The sequence below is a fragment of the Pseudomonas frederiksbergensis genome (assembly GCF_017114915.1).
Classification (GTDB): Bacteria; Pseudomonadota; Gammaproteobacteria; order Pseudomonadales; family Pseudomonadaceae; genus Aquipseudomonas; species Aquipseudomonas frederiksbergensis_I.
Genome location: NZ_JAAUOE010000025.1, coordinates 11,752 through 31,587, shown reverse-complemented (window position 1 = coordinate 31,587; position 19,836 = coordinate 11,752). Strand labels below are relative to the sequence as shown.

The following is a 19,836-nucleotide window of genomic DNA, read 5'->3' as shown; positions in this document are numbered from 1 at the left end:
TTCGTCACACCTCATTCATGACCCTCCGCTTCCCTGCCGATACAGCACCGCAGACGTCCTCTTGCGTGCGGAGCACCCATGAAATTCAAGTCGATCCAGTTTTCCGTTGCCGCCCTGGCCGGCGCTATTGTGCTCAGCGTCGTCGCCGCCCTGGTGCTGTACGCGCTGTTTTCCGGCGCCCGGACCCAAGACATGGTTCAGCAACGGACCCAGGCGCAGTTCGAGCAAGTCATCGAGCAACGCCTGACGTCGCTGGCGCAAACCCAGGTCAGCCAGATCCAGCGCGAACTCGAAGCGCCGCTGCTGATAGCCGGCGGCCTGGTGCGGGTCAATGCGTTGATCGGCACACCGGGCACCGATGGTCAGCCGCAACTGAGCCTGAGCCGTGAGCAACTGATCAGCCTGATCAAGGAAAACGTCGTCCGGAACCCGAAAATTCTCGGTACCTACATCGGCTGGGAAAAAAACGTACTCGACCACAATGATGCGGCCTACGTCGGCACCCAAGTCGTCGGCATCGATGCCAGCAACGGGCGCTTTCTGCCGTGGTGGTTCCGCAACGAAGACGGCAGTCTGGGCCTGGACAAACTGGTGGATGTCGACGACCAGAAAACCCTGTCCACCGGCGTGCGCGCCAGCGAGTACTACCTGTGCTCGAAAGAAACCAAAAAATCCTGCGTGATCGATCCGGCGCCTTACAAGGTCGGCGACAAGATCGTCATGCTCGCTTCCTTCATTGAACCGATCATGCTCAACGGCGCGTTCCAGGGCATCGTCGGCGCCGACCTGTCGGTGAACTTCATCCAGGAAATGCTCCTGGGGGCGAATCAGAAACTGTACGGCGGCGCTGGGGAAATGGCCCTGATCGGCGGCAATGGCCGGATCGTCGCCTACACCAAAGACCCGAGCAAATTCGGCGAAAAGGTCAGCGACATCCTCGACAGCAAGCAGATTGCCAACATGGCCAATCTCAAACGCGGCGAAGTCACTTATACCGTCGACAAGGCCCAGGGCCGGATCGAGTTGTACCTGCCGTTCGGCATCGGCCAGACCGACGCCCGCTGGACCTTGATGCTGCAATTGCCGCTGAACGCGGTAATGGCCGATCTGCAAAAACTTCAGGGCGATCTGGACGCACAGCGCAAATCCGACACCTTCGGCATGGCCATGGTCGGCCTGCTGATCGCCGGTATCGGTTTGTTGGTGATTTGGCTGGTGGGCCACGGCATTGCCCGGCCGCTGAAGCAGATGGTGACCATGCTCGATGACATCGCCCAAGGTGAAGGCGACCTGACCCGCCGTCTGACCAGCGATCGCAGCGACGAACTGGGCTCGATCGCCAAGGGCTTCAACACCTTCCTGATGAAGTTGCAGGCGATGATTACGCAAGTGGTGACGTCGGTGCAGAGCGTCAGCGACTCATCGGAACACACCGCCGACATCGCCATCCGCACCAACATCGGCGTGCATAAGCAAATGGCCGAGATCGATCAGGTCGCCACCGCTGTACACGAAATGACCGCCACGGCCCAGGACGTGGCACGCAACGCTACCCAGGCCGCACAAGCCGCCAGTCATGCCGATCAGGCAGCGGCGCAAGGCAAGCAAATCGTCCGGGATACGTCCAATTCGATTGGCGTGCTGGCCATCGAAATCGGCAAAGCCGTCGGCGTGGTGCAGACCCTGGCCAAGGACAGCGAAAACATCAATGCGATCCTGACCGCCATTCGCGGCATCGCCGAGCAGACCAACCTGCTGGCCTTGAACGCCGCCATCGAAGCGGCGCGGGCCGGTGAACAGGGCCGGGGGTTTGCGGTGGTAGCCGATGAAGTGCGCAACCTGGCGCAGAAAACCCAGCAGGCCACGGAAGAAATCCAGACCATGATCCAGCAACTGCAACAAGGCACCCGCGATGTGGTGCGGGTCATGGAAGACAGCCAGAACCGCACCGACGAAAGCGTGCAACACGCGGCGAAAGCGGCCGAGGCGCTGGAAACCATTACCCAGGCGGTGTCGGTGATCAACGACATGAACACCCAGATCGCCAGCGCGGCCGAGGAACAGAGCGCAGTGGCCGACGACATCAACCGCAACGTGATCAACATCGGGCAAGTGGCTAATGAAGTGGCCGGTGGCGCGGATGAATCGAGCGCGGCGAGTGCGGATTTGACCAAGTTGGCGGAGCAGCAGCGGCGGTTGATCAATCAGTTCAAGGTGTAGGGTTCAATGATCGTTCCCACGCTCCGCGTGGGAATGCAGCCATGGACGCTCCGCGTCCACTGTGACGCAGAGCGTCACGGGATTCATTCCCACGCAGAGCGTGGGAACGATCATTACTCGCTCAGCCGGGGGTCAAACACTCCGGCCCATTGAGTTTCGGATCATTCACCATGTTCGCCAGCACCCGCTCGCGCAGCGCCGCGGGTTCGCTGAACAGCAGTGCCTGCAAGGCATGCAACGGGGTTTCGGGGTTAAGCCAGGCGTCCTGCCCCGCCGCATCGAGAATCAGCGGCCGACGCTGACTCGAAGCGGGCTGGGTGATCACCGCCGTGCTCAGCCACACCTGCTCCTGCACCGGATACGCCTCCCAGATCGCCGCGAAGTACAGCGTCGAGCCCTCCCCCGGGGTCAGCCAGTATGGGCGCTTGCGTGTGGTACCGCGCCATTCGTAAAAACCATTGGCCGGCAGCAAGCAACGACGCAAGCGCAAGGCTTCGCGGAACATCGGCTGTTCGGCCACGGTTTCGGCGCGAGCATGGGCCGGGGTGCGGGACAGGTCGGTCAGCCACGGCGGCGTCAGGCCCCAGCGGGCGCGGGCCAACTCACGCTGCCCGTCCGCGCCTGCACGCAGCATCAATACCGAATCGTTGGGAGAAATATTCCACTGGGCCTGCTGATCGGCGGGGAATCCGGGCAGGGCCGCGAAGTCGCGGTTCCAGCGAAACAGGGCATAACGTCCACACATGGGGTAATACGACTCTTGATCAAACGAACGTCAGCCTAACAGACCAGCGTGCCGGGAAAGTTGTCCGGTTCATCGCCGGACAGCGGCAGCGCGGCATTGTACGCGGCGATCAGCTCCCGCGCGTATTGCGCCTGGTCATTATCGACCGATAAACCCAGCAGGCCGAAGATCGGCAACTCCCCGGTACCGCCGATCAAATCCCGCCCCACCAGATGCGCCTCGATGCCCTCGCTGGCCAGCATGCTTAGCAGCAATTCGCCTTCCATCAGGTTTTCCGGCTCGTAAATACGCTGCATAGACCCTCACTCGTTTTCGCTGTGAACCTCGAGCAACCATTCATGACCGTCAGTCTGCAAGACAAAAGTAATGGGACGGCAACACACCGGACAATCTTCGATGTAGGTCTGATCGCCGCCGGACAAGTCCAGAACAGCTTCAGACTCTTCACCACAATACGGGCATTCATAACGCTCGGTTTCCAGCATCGCGGTCTCCCAGGTGACTTGTGCGTATAATCGCCGGTCTATTTGCAGGGCTATTTTCGTCTGACTACCTTTTCAGACCGTGCCCCGTTGGTTTTCGATCAAAACCTTTACTTACCCTAGCCGTTTCTAACAAGAGAGCATGATGGGCGAATTCGATGCCATCCGACCTTACGACGATAGCGAAGTCCCAGCGGTGCTGGCACGGCTGCTCGGCGACAAGGCGTTTCTAGATATCCTCACCCACTTCCGCTTCCCGCGTTATGCCGGTGCCTTAGGCTGGATGCTCAAACCTCTTATAGCGCATCGGCTGCGCCGTGAGTTCGCCAGCGTCACGTCGGTGGCCACGTTGCAGGACAAAGTCGAGTTTTACGTCGATCACACCATCGAACGTGCCACGGACGGGGTGACCTACACCGGCGTGGAGCAATTCAAATCCGGCAGTGCCTACCTGTTCATCGCCAACCACCGCGACATCGTGATGGACCCGGCCTTCGTCAACTATGCCGTGTACCACGCCGGCCTGCCGACCCCGCGCATCGCCATCGGCGATAACCTGCTGCAAAAGCCCTTCGTCAGCGATTTGATGCGCCTGAACAAGAGCTTCATCGTGCACCGTTCGATCACCGGCCGCCGGGAAAAAATGGCGGCGTATCAGTTGCTATCGGCCTACATCAACCACTCGATCCGCAACGATTGCGCCTCGATCTGGATCGCTCAGGCCGAAGGCCGGGCCAAGGATGGCGACGACCGCACCGAGTCGGCGATCCTCAAGATGTTCCACATGAGCCGCAAGGACGAGCCGTTCGGCGAAGTCATCCGCTCGCTGAACCTCACCCCGGTGTCGATCAGCTACGAATACGACCCGTGCGACCAGGCAAAGGCCCGCGAGCTGTACATCCGCGCCACCACCGGCACCTACACCAAGGCGCCGGGCGAGGATGACGTGAGCATCGCCAAAGGCATCACCGGCTACAAGGGCCGGGTCCATGTGAACTTTGCCGCGCCGATCACCGAGCTGTTCGAAGACACCAAACAATTGGCGATCGAAATAGACAAGCAGATCCTGGGCGGCTACCGGTTGTTTCCGGTGCACTACCTGGCGTATGCACAGTGGAAAGACGCCGATCCGCAATTGCAGGTGCCCAAAGCGGCCGAGGTGTTTGCGGCAGACGAACTGGCCAAGGCCCGGGAAGAATGGCAGCGACGGCTGGAGGCTTGCCCTGAGGAGCATCGTCCGTTCCTGGTGCTGCAATATGCGACGCCGGTGCGTAATCAGTATCGGGTCAAGGCCGGATTGCCGCTTTAAGGCTATTTGGCTGGATACGACAACGGCGCCCTGTGGCGAGGGGGCTTGCCCCCGTTGGGCTGCGCAGCAGACCCAGAATCTGCAATCGCTGTTCTTTCAGATCACGACCATCGACTTTACGACTGCTGCGCAGCCGAACGGGGGCAAGCCCCCTCGCCACAAGGTCTTGTGTCAGAACTTCAGACGCGAGTACTGACCCACGACACCAACAACGCCATCCCCAGGCAGGCAAAACCGAAGCGATAGAAAAACCGGTTCATGCGCAGGGTTGCCCAGTCCAGCGTTGGCTCTTCACTGGGACGACTTTGGCGTTGCGCCTGAAGACTCGCCATTGCGCGCTGTTCACGACGACGAGTGGCGTGCAGCAACCAGCCGCCCGGGAAGGCGAACAGCAAGGCCAGCAGGTTGATCAATTTGGCGGGATGAGCGGTAAAGAGCGAAATCAATTGCAGCGACATCACAGACCTCAGGCAGAACCAGTGTGGCAGGCGCCCAACCGACGACTGCGGCGCGAATTCTACCGAAAGCGCTCGAGCCTGCCCCGGCTTTCCGACAAATAACGAAACCATTTGGCCGAAAGCTGTCCTGTGTCACGGCGCCGTCATCTGAATCCGCCAGTCTGTCGCCCCTCGAAACCGACACGGACCACGTCATGCTCCACGCAGAAAACCAGGACCGCCTCTACCTCATTGCCCAAAGCGAAGAACAACAAACCTTGGTCGGCAGCCTCGCCTTCAACGTACAGGACCGGCATTGGCTGGTGTATTGCGCGCTGAGCGGGCATCAACATGCGGATTTGCCGGAGACGGACTTGCTGACGGGGGTGAGTGTGCTGGACTTCTATTCGCAAGCGGCTTGATTTACTTGTAGGAGCGAGGCTTGCCCGCGAAGGCGATTTCACATTCAACATTAATGTCGCCTGACAAACCGTTTTCGCGGACAAGCCTCGCTCCTACAAGCGGCAGGCACAAAAAAACCCGGCGCCATCACTGACACCGGGTTCTCTAAACAAACCGCAAACCGTTACTCGGCCAGCACCTGACCAATCGTCGGGTCCTTGAACAAGCGGGTCAACGCATCGCTCAACACATCACTGACCAGCTTGGTATTGGTTTCCTGATTTGGCGCCATGCCAAAACGCTGATCCAGCGACGCGCCATAACGACCGCTGTAACGACGGTTGGCATTCTGCACATCCGAACGGAACGTCGCGCCAATTGTTGCCTCGGTTACATACAGGCCTTCTTTGGGCGACTGATACTTCAGCTCGGCCAGGGTCACCGTCAATTGCGGCGCATTCAGCGCATTGGGCGTCGGCGTAAAGCCCAGCAACCGCACGGCCGCCTCCGCCTGAGCCTGCAGCTTCGGCAGAATCTGCGCGCCCTGCACCGTGATCGCACTGGTCTCCGGATACAGACCGCCACGGGTCCCCAGGGTTGGCGATGGACGACCGTCCACCACTCGCACCACCACCGGCTGACCACGGCCGACCGGCGCCAGTTGAGCCGTCAGCTTGGGTTCCGGGTTCAGTTGTTGCGGGCTGTGGGCGCAGCCGACGAGGGTCAAACTGGTCACAGTGATCAAACCGAACAACAGGCGTTGCAACATGCTCTTCTCTCCAGAATCAGGCAACTAAACAGTGCCCGCAGTATAGCGGTGCGCCACTGCGGCGAACTAGCGCCGAGCAACGATTACTGCAATCTCTGACAAACCCGGCACAGCGCGGTTCCTGTCACATATTCGTCACCGCCCGGACACGCGCACGTCATCGCCCGCTGGCAACCTTCACGGCAGTCACCCCCACACGGTACGTTGCCATGCGTTTTCTCATCTCGATGTTCGCGCCACGCCCGCTGCACCGCAGCTTCGCCCTGCTCGACCGCAATGGCCACTGCCAGGCCTTCAAGCAGTGCAGCCTCCAGCCCATGGGCGACGGCTGGGTCGAAATCGAAGAAATTCGCCTCAACTGGCTGCACCAGCCCCTGCCCGCCAGCGCCCGTGTCAGCCAGCACCAGCCACGGGCACGGGCGCAGCAACTGCTGACCACCTGACCGGACGCCTAATAAAAGTCATTAAACACGACCATTTCTCTGCGTTTCTTCGTTACAATCTCCCCCCGATTATAAGGACGTCTCCTGATCGGGCCTCGCAGCATCGTCAATGCCCTGGTATTGACCCCCCGAACCGCCCACAGAGAGCCGCCCACACAGATCGAGTGAAGCTGGCGCGCTTGCTGTTTTTCAAGCAAAACCCCACTTTTCGCGAATCTGCAGAGCTGTCATTACGCTCGGTCACTGAGCTGTTTGCCCGTTTTGCCTGACCATGCACTCCATGGCGGCAATCCATCCGGGCGCGGTGCCAGGCTGGGACAGCCCTTTTTTGAGGTTCACGTCTTCAAAAGAGCGTGAAAAAAAACGGGTTTTCACAACTTCACAAGAGTGTGGCGAGCAAATGAATAGTTTTGCGTCTGAACATGCACCATTAGCGTCTACAACAGCCCAACGACACAGGACCGAGTACTCCTCGAACAACGGAGCCTGAAGCCTGTCCGCTACGGATTTGGTTGCACAAACGGATGTTTCGACCATAAGTCGAATTGCCAGCCATGTGCCGAAATGAGTTCATATGACTCTTGAGGCCAGGCCGCATGCATCCGTCGAAGTTGCGAAAAATTGCGAAGATTCGGACATGGCGATCCTGGCCATGGGTACCTGGGGCATCACCGACACGCCCCGGAACACCTGGCAGCTATGCCGACAATTTGGTGCTGCAGATTTTGGAGACGCGTTAAATGGCGCATAACGAAGCAGTCGACGTAGTACTGGTTGGGGCCGGCATCATGAGTGCCACCCTTGCTGTACTGCTCAAAGAGCTCGACCCCGCGATCAAGCTGGAAGTCGTCGAGCTGATGGATTCCGGTGCCGCGGAGAGTTCCAATCCGTGGAACAACGCCGGTACCGGTCACGCCGGGTTGTGTGAGCTGAACTACACACCACAGGCCGCCGACGGCACCGTCGACATCAAGAAAGCCGTGCACATCAACACCCAGTTCGAGGTGTCGAAGCAGTTCTGGTCGTACCTGACCAAGAAAGGCACCTTCGGTTCGTGCAAGTCGTTCATCAGCCCGGTGCCGCACCTGAGTTTCGTGCAGGGCGAGGACGGCGTGTCCTTCCTCAAGGAACGCTTCAAGACCCTGAGCAAGCACCACGCCTTCGCCGACATGGAATACACCGAAGACAAGGCCAAAATGGCCGAGTGGATGCCGCTGATGATGCCTGGCCGTCAGGCCGACGAAGTCCTCGCCGCCACCCGCGTGATGAACGGCACCGACGTCAACTTCGGCGCCCTGACCAACCAATTGCTCCAGCACCTGACCAGCGCACCCGATGCCCAGGTCAAGTACTGCAAGCGCGTCACCGGCCTGAAGCGTAACAATGGCGGCTGGACCGTCAGCATCAAGGACGTCAACAGCGGCAACACCCGTGAAGTCGACGCCAAGTTCGTCTTCCTCGGCGCTGGCGGCGCGGCACTGCCGCTGCTGCAAGCGTCGGGCATCGAAGAAAGCAAAGGCTTCGGCGGCTTCCCGATCAGCGGCCAGTGGTTGCGTTGCGACAACCCGGAAGTGGTCAAGCACCACCAGGCCAAGGTTTACAGCCAGGCCGCGGTCGGTTCGCCACCGATGTCCGTGCCGCACCTGGACACCCGCGTGGTCGATGGCAAGAAGTCCCTGCTGTTCGGACCTTACGCCGGCTTCACCACCAAGTTCCTCAAGCACGGCTCCTTCATGGACCTGCCGATGTCGGTTCGCGCCGGCAACATCGGCCCAATGCTGGCCGTGGCAAAAAACAACATGGACCTGACCAAGTACCTGGTCAGCGAAGTGATGCAGTCGATGGAGCAACGCCTGGAATCCTTGCGTCGCTTTTATCCACAGGCGAAAGCCGAAGACTGGCGCCTGGAAGTGGCCGGCCAACGGGTGCAGATCATCAAGAAAGACCCGAAGAAAGGCGGCGTTCTGCAGTTCGGTACCGAACTGGTCGCGGCCAAGGACGGCTCCCTTGCCGCCCTGCTCGGTGCCTCGCCAGGTGCATCGGTGACCGTTTCGATCATGCTGGAACTGATCGAAAAATGCTTCCCAGGCAAAGCCAAGGGTGAATGGGCCGCCAAACTGGCGGAAATATTCCCGGCCCGGGAAAAAGTCCTGGAAGCCGATGCTGCGCTGTATCGCAAGATCAACACGCAGAACAACATCGCACTGGAACTGGTTGAAGAAAGCAGCGAAACCCCAAGCTACGCTTGATTCAGCGGCATGAAAAACGCCCCGTCCTCATTGAGGGCGGGGCGTTTTTTTGTGCCTTTAAAAGATCTTAACCGCGAGCCTTTTCGATCACCTCGATGTATTCGGCCGCATTGCGCTGATCCTGAATCAGGGCCACAAAATTGTTGCCGTGCTCATCCTTGCCATCCAGATCGTAGCCGGCTTCGATAAAGAACGTCAGAAAACGCTCAAAGTCATCGATACGCAGGCCGCGGTACGCCTTGATCAGTTTGTGCAGCGACGGTGAAGTGGCGTCGACCGGCTCGAAATCGAGGAACAGCTTGATCTGCGCATCGCCGATCTCGTCACCAATCACTTGCTTCTTATCTTTACGCATTGCCGACTCCAGCTCGCAGACATTTCACGGGGCGGGCAGTTTACCCCTGCCTTGATGCCGGGCTCAACGCGGACGAACACTGCCGGTGTGCAGATCGGCCCAGATATGGCCGTTGGCGTAACTCAGAAACTGGCAATACACCGTCTCGTTGCGCAACAAGTCGATCACCACCCGGTACTGGGCCAACGGGTAATAGAGGGTCAGGGTTTTGCTTTTGTCGTCGAAGATCGGCTTTTTCAGGCTTTTGCTTTCGCCATCGAAGTTGACCAACACCTGGCTGATGGTCGCGCCCTTGTTCAAGGGTTTGCCCTTGAGGCGGATCAGCAGCGGTGAGGTGACCGGGATCGGTTGTTGGTTGGACTGACGCTGGCTGCCGAGGACCACTGAATACTCGGTGACCTGCAACAGTTGTTGCTGCTCGGGTTCGGCGTCACGCAAGGTCAGATCGTCCGGGGGCAGAAACTGCGCATGCATCGGTGCCGGGGCGGCGGCCAGGGGCAGGCTGAAGACCAACAACAGGGCGGCGCAGCTGCGGATCAAAAGACTCATGACAGGCTCCAGGGACGAGGCTGAGCACTCTAGCACGATGATCTATTGAGCGAATAACCGATCCAGATCAATACTCTGAAGGAGAAGGCTGGGCATACTGAAAGAGCTTTCAGCCCTGTTTCGATGGTACGCCGTCTACTGTGGAGTCCCCATGTCATTGTCTATGCCTCCGTTATTCGCCGCCTGGCGTCAGACCCTGCGTGCAGGTTATAGCCTCAGACGTTTGCGCGGAGACATCAGTGCCGGGGTGACGGTAGGAATAATCGCCATTCCCTTGGCCATGGCCCTGGCGATAGCGGTGGGAGTAGCGCCCCAGCAAGGTTTGTATACGGTGCTGATCGCCGCCCCGCTGATAGCCTTGACGGGAGGCTCACGCTTCAACGTCAGCGGGCCGACAGCCGCGTTCGTGGTGATACTGCTGCCGATCACCCAACAATATGGTCTGGGAGGCCTGCTGCTTTGCACCCTGCTTGCCGGGGCAATCCTGATTGCCTTGGGACTGATTCGGGCCGGACGGCTGATCCAGTACATCCCTTATCCGGTGACTCTGGGCTTTACCGCCGGAATCGGCATTGTCATCGCCACCCTCCAGTTAAAGGATTTGCTGGGCCTGAGTACCACCGGGCACGCCGAACATTACATCGAACAACTAGGTGCGCTGCTCCAGGCATTACCCACCGCTCGCCTGGGGGACGGGATCATCGGTGTTATGTGCCTGGTGGTTCTGATCGTCTGGCCGCGCTTTGTGCCACGGATTCCGGGGCATCTGGTGGCACTGGCTGTCGGTGCATTATTGGGGCTGGCGCTGGAAGGCAGCGGGTTGCCGATTGCGACGCTCGGCGAGCGCTTCAGCTATATCGTCGACGGCGTCAGCCACCCCGGCATTCCGCCGTTTCTGCCGAGCTTCGACTGGCCGTGGAATCTGTCGGGGCCCAATGGCCAGCCGCTGCATATGTCTTACGACCTGATCCGCCAATTAATGGCGCCAGCGTTCGCCATTGCCATGCTCGGCGCCATCGAATCGTTATTGTGTGCGGTGGTGGCCGATGGCATGACGGGCAGCAAACATGATCCCAACGCCGAACTCCTGGGTCAGGGCATCGGTAACCTGGTCGCACCGCTGTTCGGCGGCATTACCGCCACCGCGGCGATCGCCCGCAGCGCCACCAATGTGCGCAGCGGGGCGTTTTCGCCATTGGCGGCGATTATCCACAGTGCGGTGGTGCTGCTGGCGATACTCGTCCTGGCTCCGCTGTTCAGCTACTTGCCGATGGCGGCACTGGCGGCATTGCTCGTGATGGTGGCGTGGAACATGAGCGAGGCCCGGCATGTCGTGCACACCTTGCGCATCGCACCACGCAGCGATGTGCTGGTTTTGCTGACTTGTCTGAGCCTGACAGTGCTGTTCGACATGGTGCTGGCCGTTGCCGTTGGGCTGTTGTTGGCCGCCGGGTTGTTCATCAAGCGCATGAGCGACCTCACGGACACCGCCGAATTGCCTCGAGCGTTCCATCAAGCCTTGCAGGATATGCCGGAGCATGTTCGTTGCTATGCGATTCGCGGGCCGTTGTTTTTCGGCGCGGCGGAAAAAGCCCTGGGCGTGCTGCGCAAATTCAGCCCCGAGGTCAAAGTGGTGATCGTCGAGATGAGTGCCGTGCCCATGCTGGACATGACGGCGCTGGCGGCCTTCGACAATATCCTCAGGGATTACCGCACCGACGGCATCGGCCTGATTCTGGTCGGGACGGCTGCGCGAGTACGTCTGAAACTCAGGCGCGCAGGCATCCATCGGGAACAGCGTCAGTTGGCTTACGTGAACAACCTGGAACAGGCTCGGCGCAAAAGCGAACGCTGGCTCGCCAGACAGGACTGAATGCGCAGTTCAAGTGAACTGCGCACGGCGGGCCCGCTTACATGCCTTTAACGGCAAAAATCCCGTTGGCGTTGCGCCAGTAGCCTTTGTAGTCCATGCCGTACCCGAAGATGTAACGGTCGATGCATGGCAGGCCGACGAAATCGGCTTTCAGGTCCGGGCGAGCCTTGCGGTCGTGGTCCTTGTCGATCAGCACGGCGGTGTGCACTTTGCGGGCGCCGGCGTGTTTACAGAAGTCGATGATCGCGCCCAGGGTGTGACCTTCGTCGAGGATGTCGTCGATGATCAGCACATCACGGTCGATGAACGAGACTTCCGGCTTGGCTTTCCAGAACAGCTCGCCGCCGCTGGTTTCATTGCGATAACGGGTGGCGTGCAGGTAGGACGCTTCCAGCGGGAATTGCAGATGGGTGAGCAGCTTGCCGGCGAAAATCAGGCCGCCATTCATCACACAGAACACCACCGGATTGCTGTCAGCCAGTTGTTCGTTGATGTGCGCACCGACGCGGGCGATGGCCGCCTCGACTTCAGCTTCGGTGTACAGGCAGTCAGCCTCTCGCATGATTTGACGGATATGCTCGAGATCAGCGGACATGGCGCTCTCCAAGGGGTTGAGGGGGAGGGACGGATTCGGAAAAGCGGGCAAAGGTACGCATCCCGCACGGCCAGATCAAGCGTTTGTGGACTAACGTACTGTATGTCTATAGGACAACACCCTCGGATAGATTAATCTAGGCCGGTTTTTTTGCCCGCCGCCGGAGCCGTTCCCCATGCCCATCCGTGAGATCCGCCATCCGCTGATCCGTCATAAACTCGGCCTTATGCGCCGCGCCGACATTAGCACGAAGAATTTCCGTGAGCTCGCTCAGGAAGTCGGCGCCCTGCTGACCTACGAAGCCACCAAAGACCTACCGCTGGAAAGCTACGACATCGAAGGCTGGTGCGGCACGGTGTCGGTGGAGAAAATCGCCGGCAAGAAAATTACCGTGGTGCCGATCCTGCGGGCCGGTATCGGCATGCTCGAAGGCGTGCTGAGCCTGATCCCGGGCGCCAAAGTCAGCGCCGTGGGCGTGGCCCGTAACGAAGAAACCCTCGAAGCCCACACCTACCTGGAAAAACTGGTGCCGGAAATCGACGAGCGCCTGGCGATGATCATCGACCCGATGCTCGCCACCGGCGGCTCGATGGTCGCCACCATCGATTTGCTGAAGAAGGCCGGTTGCAAGGACATCCGCGCGATGGTCCTGGTGGCTGCTCCTGAAGGCATCGCCGCCGTGGAGAAGGCTCACCCGGACGTGACCATCTACACCGCTTCCATTGACCAGAAACTGAACGAACACGGTTACATCATCCCAGGCTTGGGCGATGCCGGTGACAAGATCTTCGGCACCAAGCAGAAGGACGCGTGACCATGCAGCAAGAGTTCAACGATCCGCTCTGGCGCACGGTACTGTCCGGCGCGCAGATGCTGTTCGTGGCCTTCGGCGCCCTGGTGTTGATGCCGCTGATTACCGGCCTTGACCCGAACGTGGCGCTGTTCACCGCAGGCCTTGGGACAATTCTGTTCCAGGTGGTCACCGGGCGTCAGGTGCCAGTGTTCCTCGCCTCAAGCTTTGCCTTCATTACCCCGATCATTCTCGCCAAGGGCCAGTTCGGCCTCGCGGCGACCATGGGCGGTGTGATGGCAGCCGGTTTCGTCTACACCTTCCTCGGCCTTGCCGTGAAGATCAAAGGCACCGGGTTCATCGACCGGCTGCTGCCACCAGTGGTGATCGGCCCGGTCATCATCTCCATCGGCCTGGCCATGGCGCCAATTGCCGCCAACATGGCGATGGGCAAGGCCGGTGACGGTACGGAGCTGATTCCTTACCAGACGGCGATGATGATTTCGATGCCGGCGCTGCTGACCACCCTGATCGTCGCGGTGTTCGGCAAAGGTATTTTCCGTCTGGTACCAATCATCTCCGGTGTGTTGGTGGGTTTTGCCATGGCGTTCTATTTCGGTGTGGTCGATACCGCGAAGATTGCCGTGGCACCGTGGTTCGCGCTTCCACAATTCACCGCGCCGGAATTCAACTGGCAGGCGATTCTGTTCATCGTTCCGGTGGCTCTGGCGCCAGCCATCGAGCACATCGGCGGCGTGATCGCGGTCGGTAGCGTGACCGGTCGCGATTACCTGAAGAAACCCGGCTTGCACCGCACCCTGCTCGGCGACGGCATTGCCACTACCGCAGCCGGCCTGTTCGGCGGCCCGCCCAACACCACTTACGCCGAAGTGACCGGCGCGGTGATGCTGACCAAAAACTACAACCCGAAAATCATGACCTGGGCAGCGATCTTCGCGATCAGCCTGGCGTTCATCGGCAAGTTCGGTGCCCTGCTGCAAAGCATCCCGGTGCCGGTGATGGGCGGGATTCTCTGCCTGTTGTTCGGCTCGATTGCCGCGGTGGGGATGAACACCATGATTCGCCACAAGATCGACCTGGGCGAAGCACGCAATCTGGTGATTGTCTCGGTGACGCTGGTGTTCGGGATTGGCGGCGTACTGGTCGGCACCGGTACCGGCCCGGACGATTTCGGCCTCAAAGGCATCGCGCTGTGTGCGGTGGTGGCGATTGCGCTGAACCTGTTGCTGCCGGGTCATGACAGCTGGAAGCACAAGAAGGCGGATGAGCCGTTGCTGTAAGGCTTGAGTTCTTTGTTTTTTGTGAGATAGCTTTCGCGAGCAAGCCCGCTCCCACATGAGATATTCGGTGAACACAGATTTTGTGTTCGACACCGATCAAATGTGGGAGCGGGCTTGCTCGCGAATGGCCCTCAAATTTTACAAAGCTATCGGCGCCCTTTCGCACAACGCGTTCAACGCCTTGGCCCACTGCGGATCATCGTTGAGGCACGGCACCAGCACCAACTCCTCCCCTCCCGCTTCGCGGAATTGCTCCTTGCCGCGATCACCGATCTCTTCGAGGGTTTCGATGCAATCGGCGACGAACGCCGGGCACATCACCAGGACTTTTTTCACACCACTTTTGGCCAACTCATCGAGACGCGCTTCGGTGTAGGGTTCGATCCACTTGGCCCGGCCCAGCCTCGACTGGAAAGATACTGACCACTTGCCGTCCGGTATGCCCACGCGCCTGGCAAACTCTGCAGCCGTGCGCAGGCACTGACCGCGGTAACAGGTCGCGACCACTTCCGGCGGCGCACCGGCGCAGCAGTCGCCGCCACCTTCGAAACTGTGACCTGGATTGAGCTTCTTAAGATGCCGCTCCGGCAAACCATGGAAGCTCAGCAGCAGGTGATCGTAATCCTGTTGCAAATAGGGCTTGGCGCTGGCCACCAGTGCATCGAGGTATTCCGGCTGATCGTAGAACGGCTGAAGAACCGAGAACTCCACGTCGAGCTTTTTATCGCGCACCACGCGCTTGGCTTCTTCGATCACCGTGGTCACGGTGCTGTCGGCAAACTGCGGATAGAGCGGCGCCAGGGTCACTTTCTTGTGCCCCTGGGCGGCCAGCCGTACCAGTGTCGACTCAATTGACGGCTCGCCGTAGCGCATCGCCAGTTCAACAGGCCCGTGGGTCCATTGGGCGATCATGGCCTGTTGCAGACGCTGGCTGAGCACCACCAGTGGCGAGCCCTCCTCCCACCAGATCGACGCGTAAGCATGGGCCGATTGCTCCGGGCGCTTGATCAGAATCAACGACACCAGCAAACGCCGCACCGGCCATGGCAGGTCGATCACATACGGGTCCATCAGAAATTGATTGAGGTAACTGCGCACATCCGCCACCGAGGTGGAAGCAGGTGAACCCAGGTTGACCAGAAGCAACGCGTGATCGGTCATGCAACGTCCTATTTCAGAGGCGGCTGGACAGATCGTCCAACGCCGCGCGCAAATCAGTGAACCGGAAAGTGAAACCCGCTTCCAGCAAGCGAGCCGGCATGGCCTTCTGGCCACCCAACAGCAACAATGACAATTCGCCCAGGCCCACCTTCAACACGAGGGTTGGCATCGGCATGAATGCCGGACGATGCAACACGCTACCCAACGTTTGGGCGAATTCGCGATTGCGTACCGGCTTGGGTGCGCAGGCATTATAGGGACCGCTGGCTCCATTGCGATGCAGAAGAAAATCAATCAGGGCGATTTGATCTTCGATATGAATCCACGACATCCACTGCCGACCGTTGCCAATCGGCCCGCCGAGCCCCAGTTTGAACGGCAACAACAACCGCGACAAAAAGCCGCCCTCGGCGGACAGTACCAACCCGGTACGAATGAGGATCACGCGAATGCCCAAGGCTTCGGCGCGCTGCGCGGTTTCCTCCCAGGCGACACACAACTGGCTGGCGAAATCATCGATGACCGGTGGAGATTCTTCAGTCAACTCCCGCTCACCACCGTCGCCGTACCAACCGATCGCCGAGCCAGAAATCAATATCTGCGGTCTTTGCTCGCGGCTTTCGAGCCAGGCCAGCAGGGTTTCGGTCAGGGTGATCCGGCTGCTCCACAATAACGCCTTGCGTTTGTGCGTCCAGAGCCGATCGGCAATCGGTGCACCCGCGAGGTTGATAACGGCATCCACCGGTTCTTGACCCAGGTCCTCAAGTCGTGCGATTCCACGTACCTGAGTGCCACAGACTTTGGCGACTTTTGCAGGCGTGCGACTCCAGACCGTCAGGCGATGTCCCTGGCTCAACCAGTGTCGGCAGAGTTGACGTCCTATCAAACCAGTACCGCCGGTCAGCAATATGTGCATGACATCTTCCTCGCGTGGCGTTTTACCCGGATCACTAGTCTATTTTTATAAGCAGGGATCTTTGGTATTGGGCAGGCTCTGTGCTTAACAATAGGCCAAGCTGTCAGAACGAGGACGCTAAAAGTTATACCAAAAAACAATATTGTACAGGTTTGAACCACGGCGTAGTCTGTACAGAAAGGTAAACGAGGCCCCTATGACTGTACCTATCGCAATCATCGGCACCGGCATCGCCGGACTCTCAGCCGCCCAGGCCCTGACGGAGGCCGGGCATGTCGTTCAACTTTTCGATAAAAGCCGCGGCAGTGGCGGACGCATGTCGAGCAAGCGCAGCGATGCGGGTGCCCTGGACATGGGCGCGCAATATTTCACTGCCCGCGACCGCCGCTTTGTCACCGAAGTCCAGCGCTGGCAAGCCAATGGCTGGGTCGCCGTGTGGACGCCGCAGCTTTATACCTTTCACGGCGGCCAGCTCAGACCTTCGCCGGACGAACAGACACGCTGGGTCGGCACACCACGCATGAGCGCGATCACGCGCGGCCTGCTCGGTGATCTGGAAGTGCATTTCGCCTGCCGCATCACCGAGGTCTATCGCGGTGAAGAACATTGGCACCTGCAAGACGCCGAGGGCTTCACCCACGGCCCATTCAGTCATGTCGTCATTGCCACGCCCGCCCCTCAGGCGACCGCGCTGCTGGCGGCCGCGCCGAAGCTGGCCGGAGCCGCAGCCGGGGTAAAAATGGAGCCGACCTGGGCCGTCGCCCTGGCTTTCGACACGCCACTGGAAACCCCTATTGAAGGCTGCTTCGTGCAGGACAGCCCCCTCGACTGGCTGGCGCGCAACCGCAGCAAACCGGGACGCGACACCACCCTCGACACTTGGGTGCTGCACGCCACCAGTGCCTGGAGCCGGCAGCATATCGACTTGCCCAAGGAAGCGGTGATCGAGCAATTGCACGGTGCCTTTGCCGAACTGCTGCACGACGCCATGCCTGCTCCGACTTTCAGCCTCGCTCACCGCTGGCTATATGCCCGACCGGCCAGCAGCCATGAATGGGGTGTCCTGGCCGATGCTGATCTGGGCCTATATGTATGCGGCGACTGGTGCCTGTCCGGCCGCGTCGAAGGTGCCTGGCTCAGTGGTCAGGAAGCAGCCCGCAGGCTGCATGAACACCTGCAGTGAATCGAATCAAGTCCAGCCCGTCGCTGCTGTCGACATGGGCAGCAGCCCCGCAAAAACTTATACAAAAAAATTGACTTGTATACCTTTGAATCTATGATGAAGTCATGTTGTACAGATCTAATAATCTGTACAGGTCTGGATTCGAGGCGCTCCGATGCCCCCCACAGCCATGAAACCCAAAATCGCCATCAGCGCCTGCCTGATGGGAGCCGAAGTGCGCTACAACGGTGGGCACAAAGCATCGCGGCTGTGCAGCCTTACCCTCACTGATTATTTCGATTTCGTCCCGGTGTGCCCGGAAGTCGCCATTGGCCTGGGTATCCCTCGCGAACCGATCCGCCTGGTCGGCAACCCCGAACACCCGGAGGCTGTCGGCACGATCACCCCTGAGATCAACGTCACCCGACCGCTGGCCGAGTACGGTCAAAAAATGGCGATGGAGTTGGGCGACATCTGCGGCTATATCTTCATGCAGAAATCCCCTTCGTGCGGGCTGGAACGGGTCAAGGTCTACCACGCCAATGGCGTGCCGATGGACGGCGGTAGCCGTGGCATCTACGCCCAAGCCTTCTGTGCGTTGCATCCTGATCTACCGGTGGAAGAAGACGGCCGCCTCAACGACCCGGTGCTGCGGGAAAACTTCCTCACCCGCGTGTTCGCCTACAGCGCCTGGCAGCAGTTGCTGCACACAGGCCTGACCCGGCGCAACCTCACTGACTTTCACTCGCGCTACAAATACCTGTTGATGGCCCACAACCCGGTGCAATACAAAACCCTGGGCAACTTGCTGGGCAATATGGGCCAGTCCGCTCTCGAAGTGCTCGGCCCGCGCTATTTCAGCGAGCTGATGGCGGCGCTGAAAAAATGCGCCACACGCCGCACCCACACCAACGTGCTGCAGCACCTCAGCGGCTATCTCAAACAAGTCATCAGCCCTGAAGACAAACAAGAAGTGCAGCACGTCATCGGCCAGTATCGCCAGGGCATCGTGCCGCTGGTGGTGCCATTGACGCTGCTCAAACACTACTTTCGCCAACACCCGGATCCCTACATTGCGCAACAGGTTTACCTGCAACCGCATCCGGAAAACCTCAGCCTGCGAAACACAATTTAATGAAAAACCCACCGGACACCAGCGCCAGCGAAGACCTGGGCACCGACTTCAAGAAGGCCCTGGACGCTGGTTGGCTGCCCATTCGTGAAGTGGCCCGGCAGACCGGGGTCAATGCTGTCACCTTGCGCGCCTGGGAACGGCGCTATGGGCTGATCGTGCCCCAGCGTACGCCCAAGGGGCATCGGCTGTTCTGTGCCGAACACGTTCAACGGATCCTGACGATTCTCACCTGGCTCAATCGCGGCGTGGCTGTCAGCCAGGTCAAACAACTGCTCGACACGCCTCAGGGGCTTACCGACCCCATCGGGAACGATTGGCTGGTGCTGCGTCAGACACTGCTGCAAGCGGTCACTCAGCTGGCCGAACGCACCCTCGATGACACGGTGAATCAGGCGATGGCGCTGTATCCGCCACGCACCCTGTGTGAAAGATTGTTGATGCCGTTGCTGGCGGAACTGGAACAACGCTGGCAAGGTCAGTTCGGCGCGCAGATGGAGCGAGTGTTTGTTTATTCCTGGTTGCGTAGCAAATTCGGCGCGAGGATCTACCATAACAATCGTCAGTTACGCACCGCGCCGCTGCTGCTGATCAATCACTCGGACCTGCCACTGGAGCCTCATCTGTGGCTCACCGCCTGGCTGATCAGCAGCGTCGATTGCCCGGTGGAAGTTTTCGACTGGCCGCTCCCCGCTGGTGAACTTGCGCTGGCGGTCGATCACCTGCAAGCCCGCGGCGTACTGCTGTATTCCAGCAAAGCCATGAATCTTGCGCAGCTGACGAAACTTTTGAATGGCGTCAGCTGCCCCAAAATGATTGCCGGACCAACGGTGTGCATTCACCACGCCGAGTTATCCGCAAAAACCGTCGCCATTGCTGACTTGTCCCTGGCCGAAGACCCGTTGTCGGCCCATCAGGGCCTGATTCAGCGTGGGCTCATTTAATG

At 59.7% G+C, this 19,836-nt stretch carries 21 protein-coding genes and 1 pseudogene; 12 read left to right on the top strand and 10 right to left on the bottom strand.

What is annotated here, in order from left to right:
• Positions 1 to 78 precede the first annotated feature (78 nt).
• Together HCU66_RS27530 and HCU66_RS27525 are read left to right on the top strand one after the other, a co-directional pair.
• Positions 79 to 1,365 (top strand): annotated as a pseudogene (locus HCU66_RS27530) (methyl-accepting chemotaxis protein); the annotation flags it as partial.
• Positions 1,363 to 2,220 carry a methyl-accepting chemotaxis protein gene (locus HCU66_RS27525; protein ID WP_420908062.1) on the top strand — a complete coding sequence of 286 codons (858 nt, stop codon included), beginning with the start codon at positions 1,363 to 1,365 and terminating at the stop codon, positions 2,218 to 2,220. The pseudogene HCU66_RS27530 and the gene HCU66_RS27525, both read left to right, overlap by 3 nt.
• A 121-nt stretch (positions 2,221 to 2,341) precedes the next feature.
• Here HCU66_RS27525 and HCU66_RS18010 read toward each other — a convergent pair whose 3' ends face one another.
• The 3 genes from HCU66_RS18010 to HCU66_RS18000 are packed head-to-tail and all read right to left on the bottom strand — an operon-like array spanning position 2,342 to position 3,450.
• A complete protein-coding gene (locus tag HCU66_RS18010) occupies positions 2,342 to 2,965 on the bottom strand; it encodes an SOS response-associated peptidase (protein ID WP_205889756.1) in 624 nt (207 codons plus the stop codon).
• 35 nt (positions 2,966 to 3,000) lie between these two features.
• Positions 3,001 to 3,261 (bottom strand): putative signal transducing protein, encoded by a 261-nt coding sequence (locus tag HCU66_RS18005; RefSeq protein ID WP_205889755.1) that lies wholly within the window; start codon positions 3,259 to 3,261, stop codon positions 3,001 to 3,003.
• 6 nt (positions 3,262 to 3,267) lie between these two features.
• Positions 3,268 to 3,450, bottom strand: coding sequence for a CPXCG motif-containing cysteine-rich protein (locus HCU66_RS18000; protein WP_007905243.1), 183 nt, complete (start codon positions 3,448 to 3,450; stop codon positions 3,268 to 3,270).
• Between the two features lie 139 nt (positions 3,451 to 3,589).
• On the opposite strand from HCU66_RS18000, the gene HCU66_RS17995 reads away from it, so the two are divergent.
• Positions 3,590 to 4,756, top strand: coding sequence for a 1-acyl-sn-glycerol-3-phosphate acyltransferase (locus tag HCU66_RS17995; protein ID WP_205889754.1), 1,167 nt, complete (start codon positions 3,590 to 3,592; stop codon positions 4,754 to 4,756).
• A gap of 179 nt (positions 4,757 to 4,935) precedes the next feature.
• Here HCU66_RS17995 and HCU66_RS17990 read toward each other — a convergent pair whose 3' ends face one another.
• Positions 4,936 to 5,214: a hypothetical protein gene (locus tag HCU66_RS17990; protein ID WP_205889753.1), complete on the bottom strand. Its 279-nt coding sequence runs from the start codon at positions 5,212 to 5,214 to the stop codon at positions 4,936 to 4,938.
• Positions 5,215 to 5,408: 194 nt separating this feature from the next.
• Here HCU66_RS17990 and HCU66_RS17985 point away from each other — a divergent pair, with 194 nt between their 5' ends.
• Positions 5,409 to 5,615 (top strand): hypothetical protein, encoded by a 207-nt coding sequence (locus HCU66_RS17985; protein ID WP_205889752.1) that lies wholly within the window; start codon positions 5,409 to 5,411, stop codon positions 5,613 to 5,615.
• A gap of 164 nt (positions 5,616 to 5,779) precedes the next feature.
• Here HCU66_RS17985 and HCU66_RS17980 read toward each other — a convergent pair whose 3' ends face one another.
• Positions 5,780 to 6,364, bottom strand: a complete 585-nt coding sequence (locus HCU66_RS17980) for a YajG family lipoprotein (protein WP_205889751.1) — start codon at positions 6,362 to 6,364, stop codon at positions 5,780 to 5,782.
• Between the two features lie 209 nt (positions 6,365 to 6,573).
• Here HCU66_RS17980 and HCU66_RS17975 point away from each other — a divergent pair, with 209 nt between their 5' ends.
• Both HCU66_RS17975 and mqo read left to right on the top strand, forming a co-directional pair.
• Positions 6,574 to 6,807, top strand: coding sequence for a hypothetical protein (locus HCU66_RS17975; RefSeq protein WP_205889750.1), 234 nt, complete (start codon positions 6,574 to 6,576; stop codon positions 6,805 to 6,807).
• A gap of 740 nt (positions 6,808 to 7,547) precedes the next feature.
• Positions 7,548 to 9,056, top strand: a complete 1,509-nt coding sequence (mqo, locus tag HCU66_RS17970; protein ID WP_205889749.1) for a malate dehydrogenase (quinone) — start codon at positions 7,548 to 7,550, stop codon at positions 9,054 to 9,056.
• Between the two features lie 67 nt (positions 9,057 to 9,123).
• On the opposite strand, the gene HCU66_RS17965 is transcribed toward mqo, so the two are convergent.
• Together HCU66_RS17965 and HCU66_RS17960 are read right to left on the bottom strand one after the other, a co-directional pair.
• Positions 9,124 to 9,411 (bottom strand): PA4642 family protein, encoded by a 288-nt coding sequence (locus tag HCU66_RS17965; protein ID WP_205889748.1) that lies wholly within the window; start codon positions 9,409 to 9,411, stop codon positions 9,124 to 9,126.
• Positions 9,412 to 9,474: 63 nt separating this feature from the next.
• Positions 9,475 to 9,960 (bottom strand): hypothetical protein, encoded by a 486-nt coding sequence (locus HCU66_RS17960; RefSeq protein WP_205889747.1) that lies wholly within the window; start codon positions 9,958 to 9,960, stop codon positions 9,475 to 9,477.
• A 151-nt stretch (positions 9,961 to 10,111) separates the two neighbouring features.
• Here HCU66_RS17960 and dauA point away from each other — a divergent pair, with 151 nt between their 5' ends.
• Positions 10,112 to 11,833: a C4-dicarboxylic acid transporter DauA gene (gene dauA, locus HCU66_RS17955; RefSeq protein ID WP_205889746.1), complete on the top strand. Its 1,722-nt coding sequence runs from the start codon at positions 10,112 to 10,114 to the stop codon at positions 11,831 to 11,833.
• 37 nt (positions 11,834 to 11,870) lie between these two features.
• Here the strand turns inward: dauA and HCU66_RS17950 are convergent, their stop codons facing one another.
• The gene (locus tag HCU66_RS17950) at positions 11,871 to 12,428 is read right to left on the bottom strand and encodes a hypoxanthine-guanine phosphoribosyltransferase (RefSeq protein ID WP_201194381.1); all 558 of its coding nucleotides are present in this window, start codon (positions 12,426 to 12,428) and stop codon (positions 11,871 to 11,873) included.
• A 175-nt stretch (positions 12,429 to 12,603) separates the two neighbouring features.
• Between HCU66_RS17950 and upp the strand changes: the two genes are divergently transcribed.
• Positions 12,604 to 13,242 carry a uracil phosphoribosyltransferase gene (upp, locus tag HCU66_RS17945; RefSeq protein WP_007939777.1) on the top strand — a complete coding sequence of 213 codons (639 nt, stop codon included), beginning with the start codon at positions 12,604 to 12,606 and terminating at the stop codon, positions 13,240 to 13,242.
• A gap of 2 nt (positions 13,243 to 13,244) precedes the next feature.
• Positions 13,245 to 14,519, top strand: coding sequence for a uracil-xanthine permease family protein (locus HCU66_RS17940; RefSeq protein WP_205889745.1), 1,275 nt, complete (start codon positions 13,245 to 13,247; stop codon positions 14,517 to 14,519).
• A 138-nt stretch (positions 14,520 to 14,657) separates the two neighbouring features.
• On the opposite strand, the gene hemH is transcribed toward HCU66_RS17940, so the two are convergent.
• Complete coding sequence (hemH, locus tag HCU66_RS17935) at positions 14,658 to 15,680, bottom strand: ferrochelatase (RefSeq protein WP_205889744.1); 1,023 nt, start codon at positions 15,678 to 15,680, stop codon at positions 14,658 to 14,660.
• 13 nt (positions 15,681 to 15,693) lie between these two features.
• Complete coding sequence (locus tag HCU66_RS17930) at positions 15,694 to 16,596, bottom strand: TIGR01777 family oxidoreductase (protein ID WP_205889743.1); 903 nt, start codon at positions 16,594 to 16,596, stop codon at positions 15,694 to 15,696.
• 196 nt (positions 16,597 to 16,792) lie between these two features.
• Here HCU66_RS17930 and HCU66_RS17925 point away from each other — a divergent pair, with 196 nt between their 5' ends.
• The 3 genes from HCU66_RS17925 to HCU66_RS17915 all read left to right on the top strand — a co-directional run bounded on the left by HCU66_RS17925 (position 16,793) and on the right by HCU66_RS17915 (position 19,834).
• Positions 16,793 to 17,779: an NAD(P)/FAD-dependent oxidoreductase gene (locus HCU66_RS17925; RefSeq protein WP_205889742.1), complete on the top strand. Its 987-nt coding sequence runs from the start codon at positions 16,793 to 16,795 to the stop codon at positions 17,777 to 17,779.
• Between the two features lie 154 nt (positions 17,780 to 17,933).
• Complete coding sequence (locus HCU66_RS17920; protein ID WP_205889741.1) at positions 17,934 to 18,893, top strand: YbgA family protein; 960 nt, start codon at positions 17,934 to 17,936, stop codon at positions 18,891 to 18,893.
• Positions 18,893 to 19,834 carry a MerR family transcriptional regulator gene (locus HCU66_RS17915; protein WP_205889740.1) on the top strand — a complete coding sequence of 314 codons (942 nt, stop codon included), beginning with the start codon at positions 18,893 to 18,895 and terminating at the stop codon, positions 19,832 to 19,834. Before HCU66_RS17920 ends, HCU66_RS17915 begins: the two co-directional genes overlap by 1 nt.
• The last annotated feature ends 2 nt before the right edge of the window (positions 19,835 to 19,836 follow it).

What these genes read in the sequence shown, in the direction of transcription:
- HCU66_RS18000 (WP_007905243.1), bottom strand. Translation starts at nt 3,450, where the DNA reads ATGCTGGAAACCGAGCGTTATGAATGCCCGTATTGTGGTGAAGAGTCT.
- HCU66_RS17965 (WP_205889748.1), bottom strand. Translation starts at nt 9,411, where the DNA reads ATGCGTAAAGATAAGAAGCAAGTGATTGGTGACGAGATCGGCGATGCG.
- HCU66_RS27525 (WP_420908062.1), top strand. Translation starts at nt 1,363, where the DNA reads ATGAAGTTGCAGGCGATGATTACGCAAGTGGTGACGTCGGTGCAGAGC.
- HCU66_RS17915 (WP_205889740.1), top strand. Translation starts at nt 18,893, where the DNA reads ATGAAAAACCCACCGGACACCAGCGCCAGCGAAGACCTGGGCACCGAC.
- hemH (WP_205889744.1), bottom strand. Translation starts at nt 15,680, where the DNA reads ATGACCGATCACGCGTTGCTTCTGGTCAACCTGGGTTCACCTGCTTCC.
- upp (WP_007939777.1), top strand. Translation starts at nt 12,604, where the DNA reads ATGCCCATCCGTGAGATCCGCCATCCGCTGATCCGTCATAAACTCGGC.
- HCU66_RS17930 (WP_205889743.1), bottom strand. Translation starts at nt 16,596, where the DNA reads ATGCACATATTGCTGACCGGCGGTACTGGTTTGATAGGACGTCAACTC.
- HCU66_RS17960 (WP_205889747.1), bottom strand. Translation starts at nt 9,960, where the DNA reads ATGAGTCTTTTGATCCGCAGCTGCGCCGCCCTGTTGTTGGTCTTCAGC.
- mqo (WP_205889749.1), top strand. Translation starts at nt 7,548, where the DNA reads ATGGCGCATAACGAAGCAGTCGACGTAGTACTGGTTGGGGCCGGCATC.
- HCU66_RS18005 (WP_205889755.1), bottom strand. Translation starts at nt 3,261, where the DNA reads ATGCAGCGTATTTACGAGCCGGAAAACCTGATGGAAGGCGAATTGCTG.
- HCU66_RS17975 (WP_205889750.1), top strand. Translation starts at nt 6,574, where the DNA reads ATGCGTTTTCTCATCTCGATGTTCGCGCCACGCCCGCTGCACCGCAGC.
- HCU66_RS17980 (WP_205889751.1), bottom strand. Translation starts at nt 6,364, where the DNA reads ATGTTGCAACGCCTGTTGTTCGGTTTGATCACTGTGACCAGTTTGACC.
- HCU66_RS17925 (WP_205889742.1), top strand. Translation starts at nt 16,793, where the DNA reads ATGACTGTACCTATCGCAATCATCGGCACCGGCATCGCCGGACTCTCA.
- HCU66_RS17995 (WP_205889754.1), top strand. Translation starts at nt 3,590, where the DNA reads ATGATGGGCGAATTCGATGCCATCCGACCTTACGACGATAGCGAAGTC.
- HCU66_RS18010 (WP_205889756.1), bottom strand. Translation starts at nt 2,965, where the DNA reads ATGTGTGGACGTTATGCCCTGTTTCGCTGGAACCGCGACTTCGCGGCC.
- HCU66_RS17920 (WP_205889741.1), top strand. Translation starts at nt 17,934, where the DNA reads ATGCCCCCCACAGCCATGAAACCCAAAATCGCCATCAGCGCCTGCCTG.
- HCU66_RS17985 (WP_205889752.1), top strand. Translation starts at nt 5,409, where the DNA reads ATGCTCCACGCAGAAAACCAGGACCGCCTCTACCTCATTGCCCAAAGC.
- HCU66_RS17940 (WP_205889745.1), top strand. Translation starts at nt 13,245, where the DNA reads ATGCAGCAAGAGTTCAACGATCCGCTCTGGCGCACGGTACTGTCCGGC.
- HCU66_RS17990 (WP_205889753.1), bottom strand. Translation starts at nt 5,214, where the DNA reads ATGTCGCTGCAATTGATTTCGCTCTTTACCGCTCATCCCGCCAAATTG.
- dauA (WP_205889746.1), top strand. Translation starts at nt 10,112, where the DNA reads ATGTCATTGTCTATGCCTCCGTTATTCGCCGCCTGGCGTCAGACCCTG.
- HCU66_RS17950 (WP_201194381.1), bottom strand. Translation starts at nt 12,428, where the DNA reads ATGTCCGCTGATCTCGAGCATATCCGTCAAATCATGCGAGAGGCTGAC.